This window comes from Croceitalea vernalis (genome assembly GCF_031846405.1).
Lineage (GTDB): Bacteria > Bacteroidota > Bacteroidia > Flavobacteriales > Flavobacteriaceae > Croceitalea > Croceitalea vernalis.
The window spans coordinates 1,166,364-1,190,469 of sequence record NZ_JAVRHU010000001.1 but is presented as its reverse complement, the minus strand read 5'-3'; the positions used below and the strand labels follow the sequence as shown (position 1 = coordinate 1,190,469).

18 protein-coding genes are annotated in these 24,106 nt (G+C 34.3%); 5 read left to right on the top strand and 13 right to left on the bottom strand.

Annotated features, from left to right (window positions below; all coding sequences use genetic code 11):
* The 5 genes from RM520_RS05370 to RM520_RS05350 all read right to left on the bottom strand — a co-directional run bounded on the left by RM520_RS05370 (position 1) and on the right by RM520_RS05350 (position 9,506).
* Complete coding sequence (locus RM520_RS05370; protein ID WP_311387239.1) at positions 1-4,932, bottom strand: T9SS type B sorting domain-containing protein; 4,932 nt, start codon at positions 4,930-4,932, stop codon at positions 1-3.
* A 119-nt stretch (positions 4,933-5,051) separates the two neighbouring features.
* Complete coding sequence (fabD, locus tag RM520_RS05365; protein WP_311387238.1) at positions 5,052-5,933, bottom strand: ACP S-malonyltransferase; 882 nt, start codon at positions 5,931-5,933, stop codon at positions 5,052-5,054.
* Between the two features lie 80 nt (positions 5,934-6,013).
* A complete protein-coding gene (locus RM520_RS05360) occupies positions 6,014-6,523 on the bottom strand; it encodes a gamma carbonic anhydrase family protein (RefSeq protein WP_311387237.1) in 510 nt (169 codons plus the stop codon).
* A 39-nt stretch (positions 6,524-6,562) separates the two neighbouring features.
* Positions 6,563-7,294, bottom strand: a complete 732-nt coding sequence (locus RM520_RS05355) for a LytR/AlgR family response regulator transcription factor (RefSeq protein ID WP_311384672.1) — start codon at positions 7,292-7,294, stop codon at positions 6,563-6,565.
* 16 nt (positions 7,295-7,310) lie between these two features.
* Positions 7,311-9,506: a tetratricopeptide repeat-containing sensor histidine kinase gene (locus tag RM520_RS05350; protein ID WP_311387236.1), complete on the bottom strand. Its 2,196-nt coding sequence runs from the start codon at positions 9,504-9,506 to the stop codon at positions 7,311-7,313.
* Between the two features lie 206 nt (positions 9,507-9,712).
* On the opposite strand from RM520_RS05350, the gene RM520_RS05345 reads away from it, so the two are divergent.
* Positions 9,713-10,891 (top strand): VWA domain-containing protein, encoded by a 1,179-nt coding sequence (locus RM520_RS05345; RefSeq protein ID WP_311384670.1) that lies wholly within the window; start codon positions 9,713-9,715, stop codon positions 10,889-10,891.
* Positions 10,892-10,938: 47 nt separating this feature from the next.
* Here the strand turns inward: RM520_RS05345 and RM520_RS05340 are convergent, their stop codons facing one another.
* Complete coding sequence (locus tag RM520_RS05340) at positions 10,939-11,934, bottom strand: PorP/SprF family type IX secretion system membrane protein (RefSeq protein ID WP_311384669.1); 996 nt, start codon at positions 11,932-11,934, stop codon at positions 10,939-10,941.
* A gap of 210 nt (positions 11,935-12,144) precedes the next feature.
* Here RM520_RS05340 and RM520_RS05335 point away from each other — a divergent pair, with 210 nt between their 5' ends.
* The 4 genes from RM520_RS05335 (at position 12,145) to RM520_RS05320 (ending at position 16,387) form a co-directional block, all read left to right on the top strand.
* Positions 12,145-13,041 carry a NifU family protein gene (locus RM520_RS05335; RefSeq protein ID WP_311384668.1) on the top strand — a complete coding sequence of 299 codons (897 nt, stop codon included), beginning with the start codon at positions 12,145-12,147 and terminating at the stop codon, positions 13,039-13,041.
* A 68-nt stretch (positions 13,042-13,109) separates the two neighbouring features.
* Complete coding sequence (locus RM520_RS05330) at positions 13,110-13,310, top strand: dodecin family protein (protein WP_311384667.1); 201 nt, start codon at positions 13,110-13,112, stop codon at positions 13,308-13,310.
* Positions 13,311-13,448: 138 nt separating this feature from the next.
* Positions 13,449-15,476, top strand: coding sequence for a thioredoxin domain-containing protein (locus tag RM520_RS05325; protein ID WP_311387235.1), 2,028 nt, complete (start codon positions 13,449-13,451; stop codon positions 15,474-15,476).
* 86 nt (positions 15,477-15,562) lie between these two features.
* Positions 15,563-16,387 carry a mechanosensitive ion channel family protein gene (locus RM520_RS05320; RefSeq protein WP_311387234.1) on the top strand — a complete coding sequence of 275 codons (825 nt, stop codon included), beginning with the start codon at positions 15,563-15,565 and terminating at the stop codon, positions 16,385-16,387.
* A 2-nt stretch (positions 16,388-16,389) separates the two neighbouring features.
* Here RM520_RS05320 and tsaB read toward each other — a convergent pair whose 3' ends face one another.
* The 7 genes from tsaB to RM520_RS05285 form a co-directional block, all read right to left on the bottom strand.
* Positions 16,390-17,064 (bottom strand): tRNA (adenosine(37)-N6)-threonylcarbamoyltransferase complex dimerization subunit type 1 TsaB, encoded by a 675-nt coding sequence (gene tsaB, locus RM520_RS05315; protein ID WP_311387233.1) that lies wholly within the window; start codon positions 17,062-17,064, stop codon positions 16,390-16,392.
* Positions 17,065-17,135: 71 nt separating this feature from the next.
* Positions 17,136-18,476 carry a TolC family protein gene (locus tag RM520_RS05310; protein WP_311384663.1) on the bottom strand — a complete coding sequence of 447 codons (1,341 nt, stop codon included), beginning with the start codon at positions 18,474-18,476 and terminating at the stop codon, positions 17,136-17,138.
* 28 nt (positions 18,477-18,504) lie between these two features.
* The gene (locus tag RM520_RS05305) at positions 18,505-19,647 is read right to left on the bottom strand and encodes an efflux RND transporter periplasmic adaptor subunit (RefSeq protein WP_311387232.1); all 1,143 of its coding nucleotides are present in this window, start codon (positions 19,645-19,647) and stop codon (positions 18,505-18,507) included.
* A 43-nt stretch (positions 19,648-19,690) separates the two neighbouring features.
* Positions 19,691-20,953, bottom strand: a complete 1,263-nt coding sequence (locus tag RM520_RS05300; protein ID WP_311384661.1) for an ABC transporter permease — start codon at positions 20,951-20,953, stop codon at positions 19,691-19,693.
* A 1-nt stretch (position 20,954) separates the two neighbouring features.
* Positions 20,955-22,190, bottom strand: coding sequence for an ABC transporter permease (locus RM520_RS05295; protein WP_311384660.1), 1,236 nt, complete (start codon positions 22,188-22,190; stop codon positions 20,955-20,957).
* Positions 22,180-22,884 (bottom strand): ABC transporter ATP-binding protein, encoded by a 705-nt coding sequence (locus RM520_RS05290; RefSeq protein WP_311384659.1) that lies wholly within the window; start codon positions 22,882-22,884, stop codon positions 22,180-22,182. Before RM520_RS05290 ends, RM520_RS05295 begins: the two co-directional genes overlap by 11 nt.
* 95 nt (positions 22,885-22,979) lie before the next feature.
* Complete coding sequence (locus tag RM520_RS05285) at positions 22,980-24,089, bottom strand: efflux RND transporter periplasmic adaptor subunit (RefSeq protein ID WP_311387231.1); 1,110 nt, start codon at positions 24,087-24,089, stop codon at positions 22,980-22,982.
* Positions 24,090-24,106: the final 17 nt, after the last annotated feature.

Below are 24,106 nucleotides of genomic sequence, written 5' to 3'. Positions count from 1 at the left end.
CTATCGTATTATTTGAATCCAACCCTTTGTTGCTTCAGTTCCATCACCTACTAAATCGAGTATATAAAAATAAGTTCCCTTTGGCAGATTTCCATTCTCACCAGTACCATCCCATGTACTATTATAACCTCTACTAGCATAGACATTATTACCATATCTATCATAAATCAAAAGGGTATTATTAGGATAGTTTTCATGCCCCACCAGAACTAAAAAATCATTAATTCCATCGCCATTTGGAGTAAACAAATTACATATTGTACCTAAGTCAACACAAGAACTTCTATTAATATTTAGTTGAACTGTAGAAGTGTTATTTGATATATTATCATCTAAAGGAGTAGATCGCATCAGAGTCGCAGTATTTGAAAGTAGACCAAAAGTTCTCACGGTTACCGTTAATTCTAAACTTACTTCTTGTTCTGGTAATAATTCATCAATGGACCACACACCCGTCAATACGTCATAAAAACCATTCGAAGTAGTACTTGACACATACTCAAAACCTGACTCGTCAGAAATTAAATCATCAACCTCTATATTAATGGCCCGATTCATACTCAAATTAGACAACGTAATAGTAAAAACAATGTCGGTATTAATTAATGGTGCTGCAATATCAACTGTTTTTAGAACCTGCAAATCAACAGGATCTGCATTACAATCATCCGTCAAAAAAGGATCACAACTATCTAATGGATTTGTTGCTTCTTCAGGAATAGCCGTGGTAGAAGGATCATCTACAACTAATACCTCTTCACCATCTGTTAGACCATCTCCATCAGTATCAGCATCAAAAGGATCAGTACCTAAGTCCGCTTCTTCACCATTCGTTAGCCCATCAGCATCACAATCACCGTCTGGTAATGGTGTTCCACCCAGCGAGTCGCAATCATCTAAAGGATCTGTACCATCAACAACCTCAGTCCCATCTAGAATGCCATCACCATCAGTATCAGGATTATCAGGATCAGTGCCTATATCTTCTTCAATATCATCATTCAATCCATCGTTATCATTATCAAGATTACAATCTACAACCATTATTGTAACATTAATAGCTTGATTTTCACAAGGTGCAACCGCATCAGTTGTAGTGTAAGTAAAAATGTAATTACCCGAAGGCAAACCATCAAAATCAACGACATTTTCTTCATCTATAACTACAAGACCTGAAGGATCATCAAAAATTGACCAAATACCAGGATTAGCATCCGTTAAAACATCATCTAAATCCGTTAAGGTTGTTCCATCTTCTTCGGCTTCATTGCAGCCAGTCGTGCTAACGACCATACCAGGGTTTGGTTCAATATTTACCGTAGCAATTACCTCTAATCTTTCTGAAAAACAACCATTAGCGGTAGCTTCAACAAAAAACGAAGTAGTTTCTGTTACGATTGGCGTCGTAAAATCACTTCCCGTTCCTAAAATAGTGGTACTAGACAAAGAATCATACCAATTTAAAGTAGCCCCTGTACTTCCAACTGCCGTTAAATTAACGGTACCGGCTCCACAACGAACATCCCCGGAGGTAGCATCAATTGATGGCGTTATGTTTAATACTAAAGTAATTTCTATAGTTGGACTAGAGCAATCAATACTATTGGTTCCATCGGCATCATCAAAGAAAAAACCAAAATATGTTCCAGGTGAAGTCACAAAACTACTTCTATGCGCTGAAACCTGTAACGGGTCAGGACTAGTACTCCATGTAAGAACACTTCCTGCAGGTGCACTATCAGTCACATAATCATTCAAATCTGTATTGACAACATCACAAAAATTTGTTGGTTGAGAACTATCAAGTGTTGGAGCAAAATCTCCACCATTACAATTAATAGAACAATCAGACACCGTAATTGTTAAATCACTCGATTGATTTTCACATGGAGCATTAGCACCAGTTGTTGTGTACCTAAATTCATATATACCGGCAGTACTTCCATTGAAATTAACTTGATTACTAGCACTAATAGAAATTGCGCCACCTGAGGGGTCCGTTACTATTGTCCAAACACCATCGTCGGATCCAGTAATTTGAGCATCTAAATCAATTGAAACTGGACCACCATTACCAGTAACATTACAAGCAGCAGCGTTAGTGGTAGTACCGGGTGATGGCGTAACACTAGCCGAAATTTCAATGACAAGCTCTGGGCTCACACAATTATTTGCAGCATCAAAAAAGAAGCCATAATAAGTACCAGGAACACTTACTACTGGGTTATCTAAATGCGTATTTATGTCTTCTAAGTTAGTATTTGACGAACTCCATTTTAAGACAGCATCAAGAGGTGCTGTACTTAAAGTATAATTGTCTAAATCTTGATTAAAATCATCGCAAAATGTAGTAGGTTCTCCAGAATTTAATACCGGAGCTATTGTACCTGCTGCGCAGCTGTCATCATTTATGATTAAAACTTCAGCAGTATCAGATATGTCAATTGAAAAAGGAGTACTTGCTAAATTTAAAAGCTCTATCACTAAATTTTCATCTGGCTCTATAATAACATCAGCTGTTGGTGATACCGTGAATGTTTCGACTTCATTCGCTACGCCAGAAAATATTAATTGCTGATTGGTTATTTGAGTGTAGTCATTATCAGCTAAGGTTGCAGAATCATCAGCCGTAGCAACACTAACATTAAAACCGTTTGAAACTGGGTTATCTAAAACAACAGAAACTGTTATTGGCCCATCATTTTCAGCCCCTGATACATCAGCAATAGTAAGAGCAGCACTATCATCATTTAAAATGGTTCCTATACCTTGACCACCTGTTATTCCAGCACCTACAGCTCCGGTTAAGTTAACTTCAAATGATTCCGTACCTTCAACTTTTAGATCACCGTTTACTGTAATTGATAGGGTAGTAGTATTATCTCCCACATTAATTTTACCAGAACCTGTAATCACTTGATTGTAATCTCCATCTACAATTTCTGCAGTACCATTTTGTGTACTGTAGGTAAATTCAATTTCATTAATTGCGTTGCCACCTCCATCTATACTAACGACAAAATCAAAAGATGTTATACCTGAATCTCCTTCATTTAAAGTAACATCACCTATACTTATAAAATCTTGATCATCATTTTCAATAGTACCAATTCCCTGACCATTATTTATAATTGCATTAATTGGGTTGCTCAAATTGACTCTAAAAAATTCATCAGCCTCTACCTCCGTATCACCGTTAACTTCAATATTAAAAGAAGTACTTACTTGCCCAGTTAAAATCGCGCCACTTTCTGCAAGTTCGGCCTCATAATCTGAATCTGCCGTGGTAGCTGTGCCATCTGCTGAATCGTAAGTAAAGGTTATATCATTTGAAGCAGGCACTCCACCGTCAACACTAACGGTAAAAACATAGTTTACCGAGCCGGCGTCTCCTTCGGCCTGAGTTACACTATTAATACTAATTGCATCTAAATCTTCACTTTCAATATTTACTAGAGCTTGATTATCAATTCCAATAGTATAATCGGGACCGGTATCCAAATCTATTATAACCGTTTCAACCGGTTCAATTTCCGTATCGTTTATTGGAGTTACCGTAATTACTGCTGTTTGATCTCCATCTGGTATTTCTATAGATGTTCCTAAAGCAACAAAATCTGTTATTGAGGTAGCTGTTCCAGATACACTGTAATTTATCTGAATTGGATTACCTGTGTTGTTAACTTGGTCAAGACTTATTGTAAAAGCACCCGTAGTAGTTCCTACTTCAGTTGCAGTATCATCGGTTGCAAGAATAGTAACATCAAAAACATCATCATTTAAATTTGTTACCACAACCTCTTGATTAGGAAGGTTATCAAAATCGTCATCACTTTGGGCATTATTAACAACTAATTCAATATTAAAAGCCTGATCTCCATCAACCAAAGCGTCATTTTGACCAGTAACAGTAACCGTTTGGGCTATATTATAATCTGACGGAGTAAAAGTTAATTCAGAAGGAGTAACAACACCTTCTGTTATATCATCTGAAGCAACATCAATTACCACATTTGAAATGGGTTCACTATCCAAAACCACTGTGAAAGTATCAGACGTTCCACTTTCATTAGTTTCTGTATTTCCATCAGACTCCAAAATTGTAAAACCTGCCAAATCATCATCAGCAATAAAAATATCATCTCTATCAGAACCAACCCCAGTTGCAGCTAAAGGGAATAAAACCGGTTCACTTGTACTTTGAAGATTCAACCGAACCCGCTCACTAGCTTCAATTAGATTATCATTTATTGGTGTTAAGACAATATTAGCGGTTTGCTGCCCAACTGGTATATCTAGGGTAAGAGGTAAAAGTTCAAAATCCGAACCATCTAATTCGGCAGTAGAAGCCCCACCATAAGTAAAATTTATTGTAATCGGAGCCGACGTACCATTGATAGCCCCTAAATCCACCTCGAATTCACCAGTATCTAAACCCGCTTCAGCTGCATCTGCATCTATTGCAATCAAGGTAACATTACCGAAATCGTCATTGAGAAAAGAACTGATTCCTGTATTATCTAAAATTGTTGCGTTAGCAGAAGGGTTTGACAATACAATGGTAACTATTTCATCGGCTTCAACAATAAAATCTCCGGTCGTGGTAACATCAATTGTTTGATCATCCGTGCTAAAAACTGGAAAGGTCACCGTACCGGTTGTACCATTCTCAAGACCTCCAAAAACCTCATAATCAGCAGTAATTTGGGCGAAAGTTAAAAAATCAGCAGCATCTATAGATACAATAAAAGTAATTGTTGCTACACCAGCATTTCCTTCATTTACAGATATCGGATCATTGATGGATATTTGTTGGCCATAAACACAAGATTGTCCAATTAGAGTAAAGAACAACGATATTTTAATGCAAAAAAATAAAGTTCGTTCAGAGAAACTTTCAATTTGTAAACCAAGATTTTTAGCAAAGTTCATTATACCTATTTACTATTTGGGCGATGGGCAAGATAAATAAAAAATGTAGTAACCAATTAAGTTTACGATTAAATCTAAGTTATTGGGTTAAAGTGCATTTAGACAAAATAAAAACGATATTATACAACAGCAGAACTAGCTTCAATTGAAGAATCAATTTTTCTAGCTAAGCCTTGAAGCACTCTTCCCGGACCTACTTCAATAAATACTTTTGCGCCATCAGATACCATGTTTTGAACACTTTGAGTCCATTTTACTGGAGAGGTCAATTGAGCAATCAAATTCTCTTTTATCTCATTAGACACATCAACTGCAGTGGTAGTCACATTTTGATATATTGGGCAAGATGGCTTATTAAATGTTGTAGATTCAATAGCAGCAGCCAACTCCTCTCTAGCGGGTTCCATTAAAGGCGAATGAAAAGCACCTCCTACAGGTAAAATCAACGCTCTTCTAGCACCAGACTCCTTTAATTTTTCACATGCTATATTTATTGCCTGAATTTCACCAGAAATGACTAATTGCCCTGGACAATTATAATTTGCGGGAACAACGATACCTTCAACTTCTGAACATATTTTTTCAACTAAGTCATCATCTAATCCTAAAACTGCAGCCATGGTGCTGTCTTGAATTTCACAAGCTTTTTGCATAGCCAAAGCTCTCTGTGACACCAACTTAAGACCATCTTCAAAGTTCAAACTATTATTAGCCACTAAGGCGGAAAACTCCCCTAAAGAATGACCTGCAACCATATCAGGCACAAATTTATCACCTAATACCTTACTCATAATCACCGAATGCAAAAAAATTGCTGGTTGAGTTACTTTTGTCTGTTTCAAGTCATCAGGGTTACCTTCAAACATGATATCTGTAATTGAAAAACCCAATACTTCGTTAGCTTGCTCAAAATACTCTTGAGCCATTGGATAATTTTCATATAAATCTAATCCCATACCCACAAATTGGGCGCCTTGACCGGGAAAAACATATGCATTCATGAGTGTTCTTTTTTAGAGCGCCAAAAATAGGAAATTAATGATACAACAAACTAGGTTATTGTCATCTTAGCTCAATACAGCTATTTAAACCAACTACTATACTTCACGTAGTTTTTGGCTATTCGGTCTATTTCACCTGTGCTTAATTCAGGACTAATATTTTTTAATTTTTTAGCCGGCATTCCTGCAAAAATTGTTCCTGAAGGGACACGCGTTCCTTTTGTAACAACTGCGCCTGCTGCTATGATACTATTGCTCTCAACCACACAATCGTCCATTACAATTGCACCCATACCAATCAAGACATTACTTTTTATTGTACAGCCGTGAACAATAGCATTATGACCTATAGATACATTATCTCCAATTGTTGTTGGCGACTTTTTATAGGTGCAATGGATTACTGCGCCATCTTGAATATTGACCTTGTTACCCATTTTAATAAAATGAACATCACCTCTAATTACAGCATTAAACCAAACACTGCATTCATCACCCATTTCAACTTCTCCAACAATAGTAGCATTCTCGGCAATAAAGCAGTCTTTACCTATTTGAGGTGATTTTCCGTTTACAGGATATATAATCATAAACTTTATAAATTTCTCACGTTGCTAATAATTACTAAACTATTTAAAATAAGCTAAAAGCTGAGCTTTTCTTGATGCTGAGACAGATAATTCTTTTCCGTTGGATAAAATAACACTTCCACCTTTACCTTTTTTGTATTTCTGAATTTCATTGACGTTTACTAAGTATGATTTATGTATTCGTGAAAAAGGAAATTCACTTAAGGCCTCTTCAAAATATTTTAAGGTCTTACTAACCAATATTTTCTTTTCTTCTAAATAGATTTCTGTGTAATTATCATCTGCCTTGCAAAAATAAATATCGGAAACTTCTAAAACTTGAAAACCGTCTTGTTGAGGCAGAGTTATCTTCCCTTCCGCCTTTTTTAGTTTTGCCTGCAACACCTTGCCCTCTAAAGCATTCTCACCAGATTTTATCTCAATCACATAATTCACCGCCTTAATAAGTTCATCAATGTTTATGGGTTTCATCAAATAATATGCAGCATGATTATTCAGAGCTTCCATCGCGTACTGATTGTAAGCTGTAACAAAAACAACTTCAAAAGTACGATCAGGGATTTTGTCCAATAAGTCGAAAGCGTTGCCAAAAGGCATTTCAACATCTAAAAAAACTAAATCGGGCTGGTGTTCTTTAATGAGGGATAAACCTTCGTTTATCGTGGCCGCTTCAGCAAGTAACTCAACATTACTGCAGTATTTACCTAAATAATTCCGAAGAATCTCTCTGCTGTTCGCCTCATCTTCTACGATAATAGATTTCAATTTCATTGTCAGTATATTTCGCTTAATCTTTTTTCAATTTTAATACCACCTTTGTACCTGTTTTATCTTCGTATAAATCAGAAATACCTACCTCTACTTTATTCTGATACATATCATTCAAAATTGCAATACGTTTTTTAATATTACCCATACCTTTTGAACGTTGCTTCTTTTGATTTTGGGTTTTTAGTTCTGCTGATTTTTTTCTACCAATTCCGTTATCTTTAATTTCAATTTGAAGAAGGCTTTGCGTGAGCTGTCTTACTTCAATCTTTAAAAAACCCTTAACTTCTTTGTAGCGCAGTCCGTGCCAAATTGAATTTTCAATATATGGTTGCAATAACATAGGAGGAATTTCAAAAGCTGCAACATCTACATTAGAATCAATTTGTACTTCATAATCAAACTTGTCAGGAAATCTTGAATGTTCCAACTTTATATATAGTTCTAAAAGTTCCAACTCCCTAGTTAGGGGTATAAAATCTTCCTCTGAGTTTTCTAGTACAGTTCTCATTAATACAGAAAATTCACTTAAAAATCTATTTGCACTGCGTTCATCACTTTTTGCTATGTAATTGTTAACCGAGTTTAAGGCGTTAAATATAAAATGTGGATTCATTTGAGTCCGTAAAGATTTTAAAGCCAGTAAATTATTAGCTAATTTTTGTTGATTGTTACTACGATAATAAAAGAATGCTGCTATACCTAATAAAAACATTCCAAACAAAAGAGAATAAATTAGCCATTTTTGCCTCTTATTATTTTCTTCAAACAATTGTTGCTCTGTTACCGCTAAACTGTATTTACTTTGGGATAATTGTCGCTCTTGTTCTAAACTTGAAATACGATTTTGTTTTGCGGCAATATCTCTATTCAGCCTAGCTAAACGGGATATTTCTTGTTCTTTTCTAAAATAAAAAGTATCAACTATAGTACCATACTTTTGGTAGTTCTCGAAAGCTTTTTCGAAATCGCCTTTATAACGATATACTTCTGAAAGTTTTCGGGTAGCGTCCTTCTGTACTACTAAATCATCTTCCTTATCGGCCTCTATAATACTGCGCTCTAAAAAAGGTATAGCTTCTGTAAGTTTATCCTGTGATATATAAGCTTTTGCGATCTTATAATTAATACGCTGCGATGTAATGGAATCGGCACCTAAAATACTTTTTGGCTTACCAACTACCTTTGAAGGTAACTGCTCTAATTCTTTTAACGTTTGTTTTCTCAATTCTATTTCATCATTAAATCGACTGGCTTGATTATAGAAGTCAGCAACTTTATCCCCTTCTTGTATAGCCCTTTGAGGTGTTTGCTTTTTTGAAAGCGAAAGTGAATTATCGTAGTAATCTTGAGCCTCAATATTACGGTCTGAAGCTGCAAAAGCAGCTGCAACTTTTGAATTTAAATCGATAACCTTCGGTGAGACCTGATTCTTTTCCGCAACCTTTAAACCCTCTCTATAAAAACTTAGCGATTTTTCCAGGTTACCTTGCGCCTTATAAACATCTCCTAAGCCTTCATATAGTTCTATTTTTTGGAAGGGTATCATCTTCTTTACATCTAATAATGGTCTAAAAGTTTCTTCTGCCTCCTTATAGTTCTTATTCAACAAAAAGGCTTGACCTAGCAGAATAGTTGTAGGGCTTGTCTTATTAGCAACTAATGCATCCTGTATATTTGTAATAGCCAAATCATATTGTTTGTGGTAAATATATATTTGACCTAGAATTGTTAATGCCTTGGCTAGCTCTTTTTTATTACCGCGTGGCCCAATTGAGGCAATTGATTGAGCTACAAAATCAATACTTTTTTCAATACTTATCTTTTTATAATACTGAGCAGAATCTAATCCGATTTTATATGGTGAAGAATTACCGATAATCTTTCTTTCCTTATAATTCGAAGAAGTGTAATTCTCAACCTGTAGGACAATATCTTCATCTGAATTAATCCGATAGCGTACAGTATCAAAATCTGGGCTTTGAAAAATTAATATATCACCTATATATGTATCAATTACAAACTCTCCTAAACCATCGGTAATTGTAAAAACTCCCCTATTGGTAGAAACTTCTACATTAGAAATAGGTTCATAATTTTCTTTACCCTTAACAGAACCTTTTATTCTAACCTTATCACCCTCATTCATATCCTGAGGAAATGCGATTAAACTAAAGAAAAATGCTATTAGTAATATGTAATTTTTTTTGTGCATTGTCCATTTAAATCAAAGTAAACTTAACGGTTTAAAAGCGGTTTTAAAAATTACTATTAGCTCAAAACAGGTATTAAACAAAGCGTTTTACCCTCTTTACTAAAAGTTTTATACTCTTAACGCATTAAAGTGACCTATTCACTCATTTTCGATTTTTATTCTGTGACCCCGTGGCTAAGTTTACATCAGTAATTAAAATAAAATTTATGAAAAATCTAAAGAATATTATTGGACTGAGTTTAATGGTCCTCGGAATTGGCACCATATACGGATGTGATATCAAACCAAAAAAAGATGATAAGACAAAATTAATTGTAACCGCCATCGCCCCAGAGGTTGATCAACCCGCAAAACAATATGTCAAAATTGCCTTGTTACTTGATACTAGTAATAGTATGGATGGGTTAATTAATCAAGCAAAATCTCAACTTTGGGATATTGTCAATGAATTTACTTATGCTAAATGTGGTAATAACAATCGACCAGATTTAAAAATTGCCTTATATGAATATGGTAATGACAAGCTTTCTTCAAGGGAAGGATATATTCGCCAAGTAATCGGATTCAGCGATGATTTGGATGAAATTTCAGAAAAATTATTTTCTTTAACTACTGATGGTGGTGAAGAATATTGTGGAGAAGTTATTAATACTTCATTAGAACAATTAGAATGGGGTAAAAATGCTGATGACCTTAAAATGATTTTCATTGCTGGTAATGAGCCTTTCACACAAGGAAAACTAAACTATCGTGATGCAGCCTCACAAGCTAAAGAAAAAGATGTCGTTGTCAATACTATTTTCTGTGGCAACTATGAACAAGGCGTTGGTAGTAAATGGAAAGACGGTGCTATAACCACCGGTGGTGAGTATATGGCTATTGATCATAATCGTCAAGTAGTTCATATTGAAACTCCGTATGATGATATTATTATCAAACTAAATTCTAAACTCAATCAAACCTACGTTTCTTATGGGGCTTTGGGTGCTTCAAAAGTACAGACTCAGGCAAAACAAGACAATATGGCCTACGATGTCAATGAAGAAGTTGCGGTTAAAAGGGCCATTAGTAAAAGCTCTCGTTTATATAAAAATTCTCAATGGGATTTAGTTGATGCTTCAGATGATAAAGAATTTGAAGTTTCAAAACTAAAAAGGGAAGAACTACCTAAGGAATTAAAAGATAAATCTGAAAAAGAAATTAAAGACTATATCTTAAAGAAAAAATCAGAGCGCACACAAATTCAAAAAGAGATTCAAGACCTAAATACTAAAAGAAAAGCTTATATAGCTAAAAATCAAACTGAGGAAAAAGGAGAATTAGAAAATGCTATGATTCGTGCTATAAAAAATCAAGCATCTAGAAAAAACTATAAATGGGACTAAATTTTTATGACTCTTAAATAAGAGCTCATCTTAACCGATGGGCTTTTTTAATAATTTGCAGCAGGACAGTAACAATCGTATCTATTTTCTTGTTTTTCGCCCAAATCAATACCTAAAGTAATTTGATGAAAACCACCATTATCAAAACGAATATCTCCAGATTGGTACGAATAATTGTAAGAAAACATAAATCGATTAATATTTACACCAACTATAGGAGTAAATAGCTGTAATCGCTGTTCTCCAAAAGTTCCGTTTTGTTGAAATTGTGCACCATCAAAACTTCTTCTATAAGAAAGTCCTCCCCATACTGTAGCATTACCAACGTCCTTGTAGACCTTAGCATTCATATCAATTGTTTTCTCTTGAGTAAAATCTGTGAGTTGAAATAGAATTGAAGGTTCTACTCGAAAATCACTTTTCCCGAATATATAGCCTGCCGATAATAAATACCTTCTCAAATTATCAAATTCAGCGACGGTGTATAAATCGCGACCGGTTCCTAGTATATTAAGAATAGCACCATGTGCATAAAATTCAAGATAATTATAAGACACCCCTAAATCAAGATTAAAATAACTACTTGTATTCTTTATTCCAGTTATAACCGGATCGGGTATAACCGAACGAAATTCTGTTTCATCTAAGCTACTTAAGATGACACCAACACTCATACCAAAAGACAATTGATTTAAATTTCTAAAATCAGAACTCAATTGTAGATGATGAGCATAAGTTCCTTTAAAGCCTGTTTGAGAATGATAACCATTGCTATCATTAAACAAGATTCCTCCAACTCCACTCTTTTCTCCAACTCTGAAATGGGCATTAAATGTTTGAAGGCTTGGGGCCTCATCAACATTAAACCATTGTTTTCTGGCGGTTAATCTCAATTTACCTCCTTGACCGATGCCAGCCATTGATGGATAAACTAAATAATAGTTGTCCGCTAAATAATCAAAATAAACAGGAATACCCTCTTGTGCACGCATATTAGTTGCGAAAAAAAGGCTTAAAATCAATAGTGTCTGCAGTTTTTTCATCAAGATTCTGGGGCTAAGTGTTAGTTACTGCGTTGTACAAACAACTAGTATAACGATTTAAATGTAACATTATTATATCTTTTAATCCCCATATATCCTTTGTATTTTTACCAAAAAATAGGTTCCAAGTTGTAGACGTTATTTTATTTTGTTTATTGCGAAAAAGCTTAATGGCACCCTAGAAATCTTGATAGAAAAGACTTAATCGACATGAAAGAATATCATTTAACACTACAAGAAACAAATAACCCCGCTATATTAAAGTTTGAGGCCAATCATTTTTTGGTAAAAGAAAACTATGAATTTAAAAATATAGACGATGCAAAAAATTCGCCTTTAGCACAACAACTATTTTATCTGCCTTTTATAAAAACAGTATATATATCAGGTAATTTTATAGCCTTGGAGCGTTTTGACATTGTGCAATGGAATGATGTTAAGGATGAAGTAGCACAACAATTAGTAGACTATTTAAATGATGGTGAACCTATAGTGATTGAAGAGGAAACCAGTAAAAAAGTTGCTGTAACTGTATACGCTGAAGTAACTCCAAATCCGGGGGTTATGAAGTTCGTTGCCAATAAACCAATTGTACCATCCATATTTGAATTTAAAAATATAGACGAAGCAAAAGACTCGGAATTAGCAAAACAGTTATTTCATTTTCCCTTTGTTAAAGAAATATTTTTTGATCACAACTATGTATCGGTCACCAAGTATGATGTAGCAGAATGGGACGAGGTAACAATGGAATTGAGAGAAGCTATTCGTGATTTTTTAGCTGATGGTAAAGAAGTTGTTTCTGAAAGTTTGCAACAAAAAAAATCAAACTCAACCGACAATGAAAATTCTGAAACTGATTATGATGACACTTCAAAACAAATCATAGATATTCTCGAAGAATATGTTAAACCAGCCGTTGCAAGCGATGGTGGTAATATTCTTTTTCAATCTTATGAAGAAGAAAGTAAAACCGTTAATGTTATTTTACAAGGCGCCTGTAGTGGTTGCCCATCATCAACATTTACCCTTAAAAATGGCATTGAAACCATGCTAAAAAATATGCTTGGTGATAAAGTACAAGAGGTAATAGCGCTCAACGGATAATTTTTATATTTCTTTAAGTAGGTATTGTATAGAATTTCTTAAATTGAAGAACATAAAAAACACTAACTATGGCAGTTTTAAAAGTTATCGAAGTATTGGCAAATTCTAGTAAAGGTTGGGAAGATGCTGCAGCGAATGCAGTTGCCCAAGCATCTAAATCAGTAAAAAATATTCGCTCAGTTTATCTTAATGAGCAAAGCGCTACTGTTAAGGATGGAGAAATTACAGATTATCGAGTAAATGTTAAAATAACATTTGAAGTAAAATAATAATCCTCAAAAGAAATTTATAGCGCCTTTATAGGCGCTTTTTTTATTTCTAAGGCTTTATATCATATGACACGAAGCATTACCATTTTTTTGATTTCAATAATTCTTTTGAATAGCTGCGCACCTAAAAAGGAAGAAATGACACATAAGTATACCAATGCTTTAATTGATGAAACTAGCCCGTATTTATTACAACATGCCCATAACCCAGTAAATTGGGAAGCTTGGCACCCTGAGGTTTTAGCAAGGGCAAAAGATGAAAATAAGCCAATTCTTATCAGTATTGGTTATGCTGCATGCCATTGGTGTCATGTAATGGAAGATGAATGTTTTGAAGATGATGAAGTAGCCAAATTAATGAATGAAAACTTCATCAACATCAAAATAGATCGCGAAGAAAGACCTGATGTTGACCAAATCTACATGGATGCTCTTCAAATGATGACTGGTAATGGAGGTTGGCCATTAAATATTATTGCTTTACCTGATGGGCGTCCATTTTGGGGTGCCACCTATTTACCAAAAGAAGATTGGTTAAAATCATTAAATCAACTAACGAAACTATTTAAAGAAAATCCTGATAAGATTATTGAATATGCGAGTGATTTAGAGCGCGGCATTCAGTCTATTAATCTTGTAGAAAATAAAACTGATGCTTCGCAATATACTCTTGAAGAAATAAATCATTCAGTTGAAAATTGGAGTTCTTATTTTGATACCTATTTAGGTGGGTACAAAAGTGCACCAAAATTTATGATGCCTAATAATCTTGATTTTTTGCTGCACTATGCTACCAGTCAAGATGATAAAGAAGTTCTTGAATATGTAAATACCACGCTAACACGTATGGCTTATGGTGGTGTATTTGATCAAGTAGGTGGAGGTTTTTCACGTTACTCGGTTGATACTAAGTGGCATGTTCCTCACTTTGAAAAAATGCTCTATGATAATGGCCAATTGATTAGTCTTTATTCTAAGGCCTATGCTGCGACAAAGAATCCACTTTACAAAACAATTACAGAAAAGACCATTGCTTTTGCCCAAGAAGAACTTTCTGATAAAAGCAGTGGATATTATTCTTCACTTGACGCCGATAGTTTAAATGAGGCTGGTGAGCTCCAAGAAGGTGCGTATTATGTTTGGTCTAAAGAAGAGCTTATACGATTATTGAAATCAGATTTTGAAATCTTTAAAGACTATTTCAATATCAACTCTTATGGGGAATGGGAAGAAAATTATGTGCTAATTCGCGATAAGCCAGATTTTGAAATTGCAGAAAAACATGAAGTCTCTATTGATGAATTAAATGAAAAGATTACAAACAGTCTGAGCATTTTAAAAGAAACACGTCAAGACAGAACAAAACCAAGACTAGACGATAAAATTTTAACCTCTTGGAATGGTTTAATGCTCAAAGGTCTTGTTGATGCCTATCGCTATTTACAAAATGATAATTACCTTAAACTGGCATTAAATAATGCTTCTTTCATAGAACAAGAAATGATTCGAAGTTCAGGTGGTCTATACCGAAATCATAAAAATGGCCAAAGCAATATTAATGGTTTTTTAGAGGATTATGCTTCGACCATAGAAGCATTTATTGGGCTATATGAAGTCACTTTTGATATGAAATGGTTAAATCATGCTAAGGAATTAACTGATTACGCATTAACGCATTTCAATGATGATATTAGTGGTATGCTATTCTTCACATCTGATGAAGATGAATCATTAATCAGACGAACCCTTGAAACCAATGATAATGTTGTTTCAGGTTCCAATTCAATTATGGCTAATAATCTTTTAAAATTACACAAGGTGTTTTCAAATGAAGGTTATGGAAAACGTGCTCATCAAATGCTGAAAAATATTCAGGTAAATTTTACTGAGAATGGACAGAGCTTTTCAAATTGGATGCACTTGGCTTTATTTGAAAATTTAAATTTTTATGAAATAGCTGTAGTTGGCGATGATTACAAGAATATCGGTAAAGAAATTCTATCTCATTATATTCCAAATAGTATTCTTGTTGGGTCTCAAAAAGAAGGAGATATTGATCTTCTTAAAAGTAGATATAACGAAGGTGAAACATTGGTTTATGTTTGTATTGAAGGTACCTGCAAACTACCGGTAACTTCAGCTAGTCAAGCCATAAATCAACTTTAAATTAATTGAACTTTAACCTAACCTTAAGATGTTCAATTTGACTTTAAATATCTTAAGCTCTATGTTGTCAGTAAACTAATAAAAATATGCTAGAGGAATTTACCAATTTAGAACAACACATTGAAAATGCTATCGATTGGCTTTGGAAACTAATGCCAAATATTATTCTTGCTCTTGTTTTATTGGTTGTTGGTTTATGGATAGTTCGGTTTTTAAACCGCATGGTCAAAAAGTTTTTTGATCATAAAGACTATGACCCGACGCTTGAAGGTTTCTTACAAAGTTTTATAAGCATTGCTCTAAAAGTAGTACTGTTTGTTTTAGTTGTTACACAACTTGGCGTCAAGACTTCTTCTCTTGTTGCAATGATTGGTGCTGCAGGTTTGGCTATTGGACTAGCCTTACAAGGGTCATTAGCTAATTTTGCAGGTGGAGTATTGATTTTATTATTCAAGCCTTTTAAAGTAGGGGATTGGATTTCTGCACAAGGTGTTGATGGGGCGGTAAAAGAAATAACGATTTTTAGCACTAAGCTAAACACATTTGGCAATCAAGTCGCCATCATTCCTAATGGGCAGCTTTCAAATGGGAATGTAATCAATTATAATGCCGAGTCAATCCGCAGAGAAAATTATATCGTTGGTATTGGTTATAGTTCTAATATAAAAACTGCCAAAGACATTTTACTGAAAATTTGTGAAGAAGATGAACGCATATTAAGTGATCCAGCACCAGAAGTTTATGTAGGCGAACTAGGAGATAGCTCAGTAAATCTCACTTTACGCTTTTGGGCCCCAAATGAAGTTTTTTGGCCAGCTCGTTTTAATGTTATTGAGCAATCGAAAATTCGTTTTGACGAAGCTGGGATAGAGATTCCATTTCCCCAACGCGTTATGCATAGTTCTGAATAAGACTATGCCTTTTTGGTTTGCAAAACAAAATCTTTTAAATAATAAGGTTCAAAGTAAGCGACATCCTCAAAGTCGTTTACCTTGAATTTTTTATACGATAATGTTACCATTTCTTTAGCTGAAGGAATATTAGTAGTATGAAATATCATATTAGGAGATTCTAAAATGGTTTTGCACTTTTCTGAGCCATTACCGACTAAATGAACCTCTTTATATTCTAAATAATCAGAAAAACTACTTTCATCAATAATCTGTGCTTGTGTATTGCGAATCTCTTTTAAATTATGATCAAAAATGCAAGAATAAACCTCCATTCTTCGAGCGTCTAATAAGGGTATTATCACGGCATCATCATCTACTACTATTTGTTGCGCAATGCTTTTAAGAGTTGGTATTGAAATCAATGGTAAATCGAGAGAAAAACATAGCCCTTTAGCAGCGGAAACACCTATTCTAAGCCCTGTATACGACCCTGGTCCTTTACTTACTGCAATAGCATCTAAATCAGAAAAACTTAGTGTAGCTTTTTTTAAAACCTCTTTAATAAAAACATGTAGTTGTTCAGAATGAGAATAATTAGGTGTATTTTCTTCTAATAATGAAATACAATCTCCATTTACGCCTATACTTACCGAGCAGTTTGTTGTTGCTGTTTCTATATTTAAGATAGTCCCCATGATTGAAGCGAATATAGAAAGACCTGTTAAGTTTTTATACTTAACAGGTCAAAATTTATTTAATGTAATTATTAATCTAAAGAAAGTGGAATACCGTAAAAGAATTCAAGTATCTTAATTCTAAAAATATAATCGTATTTGGATCTGATTAAAGTAGCCTCGGCATTATCAACACGTGCCTGAGCTTGTCCAAAATCAAATGCGTTCAATAATCCAGCGTCATAACGTTCTTTCGAATATTCATAGGCTAAGCGACTTGACTCCAAAGTTTTACCCGCAGCTTCATAAGATTTACCAAAAGTATTTACATTTACGTAAGCCTGTTGTATGTCTGCTTCTAAGTTCAACTTATCTTGTTCAAGTTGTAACTCAGCTTGCTTCAATGAAATTTGAGACCTTTTCACGCTATTTCTTGTGCTCCATCCATTAAAAATTGGAATGTTTAATTGGGCACCATAGGAAATACCATCATTAATCCATAACTGATCTTTAAAACCAATTAAGTCACCAGTTATAGGGTCTAAAAATTGATCCGAATATCTTGTATTATAATTAAAAAATGCGCTTAAAGTAGGATAATAACCACCTTTATTAATTTCAACATCTTTTTTAGCTAATTCCACACTCATTTCAGAAAACTTAATATCATTTCTAAAGGTTAATGCTTTATCAAAAATAACTTTTGCAGAATTATCTAAAATATCAGATGGAGGTACATCAAAAGTTTCATTAGCTATATCAAAATTTTCATAATCAGTAATTTGCAACAATTGCGCTAAGCTTACTCTAGAAATAAGTACTAATGCCTCATTATTTACTATTTGTTGTTCTTGGGTAGCCGCAGTTGCTTCTATTTCTAACAAATCACCTCGCGGTAAAACACCAGATTCTACCAATTCCTTTGTTCTATTTAAATCTTGCTCTGTTACTATATACTGTGCTTTAGAAACCTTTAGAGCTTCCTTATTAGACAATACAGATAAATAAGCATTAGCTACATTCAAACGTATATCATCTTTGAGATCTTCAAGTCGGTACTGACTTGCTAAGGCATTCATTTTTGCTCGATTAAGACGATTATAATTTCGTAAACCATCAAATAAATTCACCGCAGCGGTTGCATTTCCTGAAGATGTTAAAATTGTTGTCGTTGTAGGCTGATTATTTGTTGGATCAAATGATAATCCAGTATTACCAGAACCACTAATCTGTGCATTAAAATTTGGTAAAATATTACCAATTGCATCAGATTTATCAATCTTAGCATTTTCTAAATCAAGCTCAGATTGCTTTACAGATAAGTTATTTTCTACTGCGTATAAGACACATTCTTCGAGTGTCCACTGTTTCATTTGTGCATTTGTGATGAACGTAGCACAAACCACTAATAATATGGTGATTTTTAATTTCATCCGTTTTTTGATTTTCGTTATTGATTGATTATTCTTCTGATTCTTCACCTTCCTCTTCGTCTTCAACACCCTTCTTAATTGGTTCAGTTTTATTCCATTGCTTGACCTCATCATTCTCTTCAAGACCTGATACAATTTCAACATTGACACCATCGGAAATTCCAATTTCAATATCTCTCCGCTCAAACTGTTGTTCACCTGTTGCGACCTCCACGTATGGTTTATTGGTTGTTTTATCAAATTGAAGTAATGACTCTGAAATTACCATAATACTATCTTTCTTTTCCAAGATTAACGAAGCATTGGCACTATAACCAGCACGAATTAAAAAGTCATCTTCAACCACAACATCACCTTCAATTTTAAATTGAACAGCACCAGCTTCTTCAACTCCTTTAGGGGCTATAAACTTCAGTTTAGCTTCAAAAGTTTTATCTTCAATAGCACCTAAACTAATTTCAAGGGGCATTCCAACTGCAAGTTTACCAACTTCGCCTTCATCAACTTGACCTTCAAAAATCATGTTACCTAAATCAGCAATAGATGCAATAGTAGTACCATCATTAAAGTTGTTACTTTGAATAACTTGATCACCTTCTTCAACAGGAATTTCTAGAATAGTACCGTTCACAGTAGCTCTAATATTTGTATTAGCGCTAGAAGAGCCACCAAAAGATCCTTTCCTAATGATTTGATAATCATTTCGAGAATTCGTTAACTCTTGCTCGGCTTGCTCATAAGCTAGTTTTAAGGCAATAAAATCTTGATTGGATACAACACCTTTATCATACAAAATTTTATTTCTATCATATTCGATTTTGGAGTTATTCAAAGCCAATTCAGCATTACGAACTCTACCTTGAGCTTGGTTCAAAGTCTGCTCATTAGGCACCACTTTAATAACTGCGATTAAATCTCCAGCATTTACTTTCACACCTTCTTCAAGGTATATTTTTTGAATGATACCAGAAATTTGAGGCTTAATCTCAATTTCATCTTCAGGAATTACTTTACCTGTAGCTACTGTCTTCTTTTCTATACTTGCGGTAAATGGCTTGTGAGTATCATATTCAATAGCAGACTTGCTATTTGATTTCATAAAAAATACTGCAGCCCAGAGTGCTCCTAATATCAATACTCCAAGACCGACCCATTTTAAAATTTTCTTCATTTTAGTGATTGTTTAGTTATGTAAAAATGGTTTTTTGTTCTAATTATTCTTCTCTTAATGCATCAATAGGTTTGATACTAACCGCTCTTTGTGCAGGGATTAAACCTATAAGCACCCCCAATATTACCATCAGTAATAATGACCCAATAACGTAGGGAATTGGCACTGTTGGATTGGCATATGGAAAATCTGCACCTTGAGTAAACATATCTATAATTTTTAAGGTAAATGCACCTGCAATGATTCCAATAATTCCAGCCAATAAGGTTAGAAATAAGGATTCAATGATAATTTGATTTCTTACTTCAGCAGGTGTGGCACCTAATGCACGGCGTACACCCAGCTCTTTGGTTCTTTCTTTAACAGAAATCAATAGTATATTCCCAATACCAATGACACCTGCCAAAATAGTAGCAATACCTACTATTAAGGAGAGAAAAGTCATTCCGTTTGAAAAGCCCATTATTTTATTGAAGATTTCTCCTAGATTAAACGAACCAAAAGCTCTCTCATCTTTTGGGTCAACACTATGTATTCCCTTTAGTACGGATTTAATGTCCTCTTCAACTTTTATAACATCAGCATCATCATAAGCTGCAATCGTAAACCAAGAAACGTTATCACCTGTATTATACAATTTTTTAAATGTGGCAAATGGGATAAAAATGTCGCTATCACTTTCAAAGCCACCACCTGGCGTGAACTTATGAACCCCTACAACTTGAAAATTGATATTATCAATCTTAATATATCCACCAATAGGATTTTCATCTTCGTCAAAAAGCTCTCTTTGTGTTCTTTCACCTATCACACAAACCTTTCTTGCCTGTTGAATATCAGCATCATTAATAAAACGACCTCCTTCATAAATTTTCTTAGTTGCTATTTCAGCAAATGCCGGAAAATCTCCATAAACAGAATAATTTCCAGATTTTAATCCTCTAGTTATAATACCGGGACTAGAACCAAAAATACCTTTCACATTACGTGGTGCTATTGTTTCAATTTCAGGAACTCTGTTGTACAAAACATCGACATCACCCAACTTCAATTGTATTTGACGGCCTGTTTTGAAACCTGCGTACGGCATACTCGTTGACTGACCCCATGCAAAAAGACTATTCTTAGCAATGGTTTCAAACTGGCGCTCAAAACCATTATCCAAACCTTTTGATGCGCCAGAAAGTCCTATATAAATGTAGATTCCTACAAATACTCCAATCATTGTTAAAAACGTTCTCAATTTATTTTTTGAGATGGATTGAAAAATTTCTTGCCATGTATTTCCGTCAAATAACTGTCTCATATTATTCGTCTCTTAGTGCTACAATTGGTTTTATCTTAGCAGCTCTACGCGCCGGTATATACCCCGCTATAGTTCCACAAATGATTAATAATATCGTTGCAAATATTGCAGTCCCAGTTGCTATATATGGGTTGGTAATAAAGTAGTCGTCTTCCAAGGTTTTTCCTCCAATTTGAGCTAGAACAAAAACCCCAATCAACATACCTACAAAACCTGAAATTGTTGTAATAAAAATAGATTCAAACAAAATTGAATTTGTAACTTTTCTTGGTGTCGCCCCTAGCGCTTTTCGGATTCCAATTTCTTTCGTTCTTTCTTTTACCACAAAAACCATGATATTACTAATTCCAATAATACCAGATATGATAACCGCAAATGCAATAGCAGATATAATTATTTGAAGTACCCCTGCAAATTGTTGATTCTGTTTAAGATTATCCGCAACATTTCTTATAAAAATACCATTAGGATCAGCCGGACTGATATATTTTTTATCCCTAAGAAAAGCGTCTAACTTTTTTTCAAAAGCCATAGCTCCTGCATATCCAATTTCTGGTCTAAATGCCAAAATAATTTGGTCAATTTTATCGGTGTTTTTTTCAATTAACTGTCTTGTGGTATACGGAATGTAAATGTTTCTTTCTTCATTGTCACCACCATCATCTTGAAAAACACCTATCACTTTAAAAACACTGCCTCCAACATCTATGAATTTACCAATAGCATCTTCCCCTAAGAACAAATCACGCTCTACCAATCGTCCGATAACTGCATATTTAGTTCTATTTTTTACATCCAAATTATTGATGTAACGACCCTTCATTATAATGGTCTTCTCAGCGAATAAATGTGCTGGACCAACGGCTCTTGTATTATAATTATCTGACTCTTCTTTATATGTTACCAATGCGTTTCGTTGAATACGCGGAGTAATATATTCCATCAACATAGCGAAATTCTCTTCTATGTCTTCTAAATCTTGATTTTCAAATTCAATTCTTCTATTAGCCTTGTAACCTTTAAAAGGAATAGTGGTTCTGCCTGGAAAAACAAAAAACACATTAGTGGCATCATCACCAAAAAATTTAGCAAAAGTATTGTTCAACCCATTACCCATACCGAATAAGGTCACAAATATGAAAATACCCAAAGCTACCGTAAAACCTGTCAAAAAGGTTCTCAACTTGTTTTTTTGAATAGTTTCAAAAATTTCTTTCCAAGTATCTCTACTGAACATACTGAGCGGCTCTTACTTGTTTTACTTTTTTATCTTCAACAATTACTCCATCTTTTAAATGTATGACCCTCTTACACATTTCAGCAATATCAGGTTCGTGAGTAACAACCAAAATAGTGTTACCCTCGTCATTGATTTTTTGAATTAAATCCATTACCTCATATGACGTTGTACTATCAAGTGCACCAGTTGGTTCATCTGCCAATAATACTTTAGGTTCAGCCGCCATTGCTCTAGCAATAGCAACACGCTGTTTTTGACCACCAGACAACTCACTTGGCAAGTGTGTTGCCCATTCTTTAAGTCCTACTCGATCTAGATACTCAATAGCTTTTTCTTGTCTTTCTTTTCGAGCCACTTTTTGATAATACAAAGGCAAAGCAACATTTTCCATTGCACTTTTGTAATTAATCAAATTAAATGACTGAAAAACAAAGCCTAAGAACTTGTTTCTGTATTGAGCAGCTTTGGTCTCAGTTAGGTTTTTTATTGGTACATTATCAAGAGTATATGCACCAGAATCGGCTTCATCTAACATCCCTAAAATATTCAGTAATGTTGATTTACCGGATCCCGAAGAACCCATTATGGCTACTAATTCGCCAGATTCGCAAGAAAAATTGATTCCTTTTAAAACGTGAAGAGAATTACTTCCCATTTTATAAGATTTATGAAGGTCTTTGATTTCGATCATGATTGGTTTATTAGCTATCTGAATGTAATCCCTAATAGGACTAGCAAGTTGTTAATTTGTTACAAGAATTATTTAAAAGTTTTGTTAAATGATTACTAACCCTCTTCTTCAGGGCTTGTTCCATTCCAAATTTTTATTTTATCACTTTTCGCGAGGCCTGATTTTACCTCTACAAAAATGCCATCACTAACACCCAATTCAATATCCTTTCTTTCAAATTGTTGTTCTCCAGTTTGTATTTCTACATATGGTTTTTTGGTATCATCATCAAATTGAACTAATGCCTCTTTAATAGCTAAAACACTATCCACCTTGGCAAGTATAATGGAAGCGTTTGCACTTAAACCAGCTCTAATAAAGGTAGTGTCCTTCTTTTTTAAAGTACCTTTAATTTCAAATTGAATAGCGCCATTTTCTTCTTTCCCTTTTGGAGCTATATAATCTAATACTGCATCAAATACTTTATCTTCAATAGCACCAACTGTTATTTCTAAAGGTAAATTTTCAGCGATTTTACCCACTTCGGATTCATCAACCTTTCCTTCAAAAATCATTTTCTCAACGTCAGCAATAGCCGCAATAGTTGTTCCTTCATTAAAGTTATTACTTTCAATTACCTGATTACCGACCTCAACAGGTACGTCAAGTACCATACCGCTTACTGTAGCCCTGATTAAAGTATTAGCTGCGTTTTTAAATCCGCTAGTTGTGCCCGTATTTACAATATCAAAGCGTTTATTGGCTGCACGATAAGCCTGTTTTGCTTGATCATAGGTTACTTGTGCTCGATCTAAATCTGCCTGAGAAATAACTCCTTTATTAAAAATAGAAAGCTGTCTTTCATAATTTCGTTTTTGATCATCAAGATTTATTCTAGCATCATCAATGGCGTTTCGCGCATCATTCAGAGCATTTAAATTTGGAACAACTTTTATCTTTGCTAAAAGATCACCTGATTTTACATAATCTCCTCCTTCGACATAAACTTCATCTATAACACCTGAAATATTTGGTTTAATCAACACTTCTTCAAGTGGTAGAATACTGCCTGTTGCTACCGTTTTCTTTACAATAGTTTTAGTGGCTAATTCTTCAGTTTCATAGATAACAGGGTCTTCAGAATTTTTCTGATATAAGTAATACATTGAGCCTCCAAAGGCAATAATGATTACTAATAAAATAATAATGGTTACGGACTTTTTCATGTTTTAAAATATAATTT